The sequence below is a fragment of the Alcanivorax sp. genome (assembly GCF_014762765.1).
Taxonomy (GTDB): domain Bacteria; phylum Pseudomonadota; class Gammaproteobacteria; order Pseudomonadales; family Alcanivoracaceae; genus Alcanivorax.
In genome coordinates, this window is sequence record NZ_JABURH010000157.1 from 1 (window position 1) to 3,218 (window position 3,218).

The 3,218-nt window shown below is 58.8% G+C and carries 4 protein-coding genes; 3 read left to right on the forward strand and 1 reads right to left on the reverse strand.

The window, feature by feature from the left end:
- Nucleotides 1–880, forward strand: an 880-nt coding sequence (gene bioA / locus HUJ17_RS11445) for an adenosylmethionine--8-amino-7-oxononanoate transaminase (RefSeq protein WP_290510815.1), incomplete at its 5' end; no start/stop codon positions are given.
- A 185-nt stretch (nt 881–1,065) separates the two neighbouring features.
- On the opposite strand, the gene HUJ17_RS11450 is transcribed toward bioA, so the two are convergent.
- Complete coding sequence (locus HUJ17_RS11450; protein ID WP_290510816.1) at nt 1,066–1,806, reverse strand: ParA family protein; 741 nt, start codon at nt 1,804–1,806, stop codon at nt 1,066–1,068.
- 202 nt (nt 1,807–2,008) lie between these two features.
- Here HUJ17_RS11450 and HUJ17_RS11455 point away from each other — a divergent pair, with 202 nt between their 5' ends.
- Nucleotides 2,009–2,347 (forward strand): DUF4124 domain-containing protein, encoded by a 339-nt coding sequence (locus tag HUJ17_RS11455; protein ID WP_290510817.1) that lies wholly within the window; start codon nt 2,009–2,011, stop codon nt 2,345–2,347.
- Nucleotides 2,348–2,363: 16 nt separating this feature from the next.
- Entirely contained in the window at nt 2,364–3,086 is a 723-nt protein-coding gene (locus tag HUJ17_RS11460; RefSeq protein WP_290510818.1) for an FKBP-type peptidyl-prolyl cis-trans isomerase, read from the forward strand.
- Nucleotides 3,087–3,218 lie beyond the last annotated feature (132 nt).

Genomic DNA, 3,218 nt, shown 5'->3' on the forward strand with positions numbered 1-3,218 from the left:
CGGCAAGGATAAATTGCTGGCCCTGCGCAATGGCTATCACGGCGATACCTTCGGGGCCATGGCCGCCTGTGACCCGGTCAACGGCATGCATTCGCTGTTCAGCGGGGTGCTCGCCAAACATTATTTTGCCGAGGCGCCGCAATGCCCCTACGACAGTGATTTTGATACCGAGGATCTCAATTCCATCCAGCAGATGCTGGCGGATCATCATCAGGAGATTGCTGCCGTGATTCTGGAGCCGGTGGTGCAGGGCGCCGGCGGCATGCGCATGTACCACCCCACCTACCTGAAGGCGGTGCGTGCCCTGTGTGATCAGTATGGGGTGCTGCTGATTTTTGATGAAATTGCCACCGGCTTTGGTCGCACCGGCAAGCTGTTTGCGCTGGAGCATGCGGATGTGTGTCCGGACATTCTTTGCCTGGGCAAGGCCATCACCGGTGGCTACATGACCCTGGCCGCGACCCTCTGTACCGATCAGGTGGCGGCCGGTATTTGCGATGGCGAGGCCGGTGTCTTGATGCACGGCCCCACCTTCATGGGCAATCCGCTGGCCTGTGCGGTGGCCAATGCCAGTATCCAGCTGCTGCTGGATTCCGGCTGGCAGGAAAAAGTGGCGGCCATCGAAGCGCAGCTAAAGGCAGAGTTACTGCCACTCAAGGATCTGCCTGCGGTGGCGGATACCCGGGTGTTGGGCGCCATCGGCGTGATGGAAATGAAGGAGCCGGTGGCCATGGAACAGGTGCAGGCGCGCTTTGTGGAGCAGGGCGTATGGATCCGTCCGTTCGGCAAACTGGTCTACATCATGCCGCCGTTCGTGATTGAGCCGGCGGACCTGAGCAAGCTCACCGGGGCGATGCGGGACCTGGCGGAGGGCAGTTGACGTCAAGCCCCAACTTTAAAGCCGTTGTAGGAGTTCCCTTCCAGGGGACGAACCTCGCGAAGTGAGGCGACAAGAGCTCTCACCTGCCGCACTGCCATGAGTCGACCTGTAGAACCTGATCGCCCTGCGGGCAATTCCGCGTTTACACGCGGTTCGTCCCCTGGAAGGGAACTCCTACAGGTGGTTTACCGAAACCCCGGCATGGTCTGTATCAGGTGGCGCTGTACTTCCAGCCATTCACCGATGCGGCGCCAGTGCTGCTGGTCATCCAGGTGGCGGGAGACGGCGGCGTCGAGGACGCCTTCACCATTACTCATGGCCTGCACATAAAGCTGGGTGTCGCGCAGGGTGACCAGGTAGGGAATTTTCAGGGTGGTGAGAAATTGCCGCAGCGAGTCGTACATGCGGGTACGGGTGCGGGTGCGGTTGGCGATCACCGCCAGCCGGCGGGGGCGATGCCGGTAGCTGGGGGCCAGCATGACTGTCTGCAGGAAACGGGTAGTGGCACGAATATCGATGGGGCTGGGTAGCACCGGTACCAGTACCACCTGCGAGAGGCGCAGCAGATGATCCAGATGATGGGCATCCAGGCCGGCAGGAGAGTCGATGATGGTGATCGGTCCCGCCTGATCCAGTTTTTGTTGCAGCCGCCCCAGTGACACAGGCTCTCCTGCCGGCCAGCCAAGCCCGTGGATAGTGGTGTCACGGCGTAATTTGAGCCACTGTAGCGACGATTGCTGCGGGTCCATGTCCAGCAGAGAGACCTGCCGCCCCAGAGCCTCGTAGTAACAGGCCAGGTTGGTAGCAATGGTGGTCTTTCCGCAGCCCCCTTTGCTGTTCGCAATCAGAATGACCATGCGGGACGAGCCGGACGAACGCGGTTGGGAGCCGATCCCCTTGGCAGGGCTGTTCTGTGCGCTATTCATGCCGTGTCTTATTCGTTTTTTTGCGGTGGATTGTAGCCGGCGGTTTGAGTGGCGCGATCACTGTCAGAATAAAAGGTGATGCTGCTCACAAAACCAACACTACCGCAAAATAAGGCGCATGGATGTAATTTGTGATGTTATTTTGCACTCGCGGGGAACTGAATCCTGTGAAGGCGGCTCAGTAAAGGGGGGAGAAAGTATCATGCGTTACTTGTTGATTATCATTGCGTTGCTGGCGGTTGTGCTGGCCGTGCTGTTTACCGTGCCACTGGGTGGCGACAAACCGTTGCTGGATTGGCAGCACGTGGAGCAGAACTGGCAGCAGCCGGAGCGGTTGCTGGACCGGAAAATTTCTCCCTGGATGGAGGAAAACCGGGAAAGCGCAGAGATGTATCGCTGGCGTGACCCCCAGGGAAACTGGCAGTATGGCCAGATTCCGCCGCCCGGTGTGCAGGCGGAACCCGTTACCGTAAAAGCTCCGAACACCATCACCGCTGAGGAAATGCGCGGTGGTGGCGGGGTGGAGCAACAACAACAGTAGGCCAATTGGAGGCAGAATGAAGAAATTGGGAATCGTGCTGGCGGGGACTGTCCTGCTGGCAGCATGTGGTCAGGAAAGTGCGGAACTGAAAAGTGATGACCAGAAAGCGTCCTATGCACTGGGTTTCCGCAGTGCGGAGCAGATGCGCAGCCTGGAAAACCTGGATCTGGATGCCATGGTGGCAGGCCTGCGTGATGGCTTTGCCGAAGACGGCAAATCCCAGTTGGGTGATGAAGATCTGGACCAGCTGATTCGTGATTTCCAGGGTCGCATGATTGAAGCCCAGCAGAAAAAGATGGAAGAAGCTGCCGGCAACAATCTGGAAGCCAGCGAGAAATTCCTGGCCGAGAATGCCGAGCGTGACGGCGTTACCGTTACCGAAAGTGGCCTGCAGTACGAAGTACTGGAATCCGGTGAGGAAGGCGCAGCGTCTCCGACCCTGGAAGACACCGTGGAAGTGCACTACCACGGCACTCTGCCGGACGGCACGGTCTTCGATAGCTCCGTAGAGCGTGGTCAGCCGGCCAGCTTTGGTCTGCAGCACATCATTCCGGCCTGGCAGGAAGCGCTGCCAATGATGAAGGAAGGCGACAAGTGGAAAGTCGTTGTTCCGCCGTCTCTGGGCTATGGTGAGCAGGGCGCTGGTGGTGATATCGGTCCCAATCAGGCATTGATCTTCGAGATCGAACTGCTGGACGTGAAAGGCAGCGGTAACGAAGCGAGTGCTGACGAGGAGTAAATCCCGTCGTTACATGCTTCAAAAAAAGGGCGCCCTCGGGCGCCCTTTTTGGTTTTATGAGCGTTGCTACAAGGCTGCTGTAGGAGCGTCGCTTGAGACGCGAACCTTACCCCGGCAAGGAAATCGCCCAAG

Coding starts and splice junctions, on each gene's coding strand:
- HUJ17_RS11460 (WP_290510818.1), top strand. CDS start 2,364: ATGAAGAAATTGGGAATCGTGCTGGCGGGGACTGTCCTGCTGGCAGCA.
- HUJ17_RS11450 (WP_290510816.1), bottom strand. CDS start 1,806: ATGAATAGCGCACAGAACAGCCCTGCCAAGGGGATCGGCTCCCAACCG.
- HUJ17_RS11455 (WP_290510817.1), top strand. CDS start 2,009: ATGCGTTACTTGTTGATTATCATTGCGTTGCTGGCGGTTGTGCTGGCC.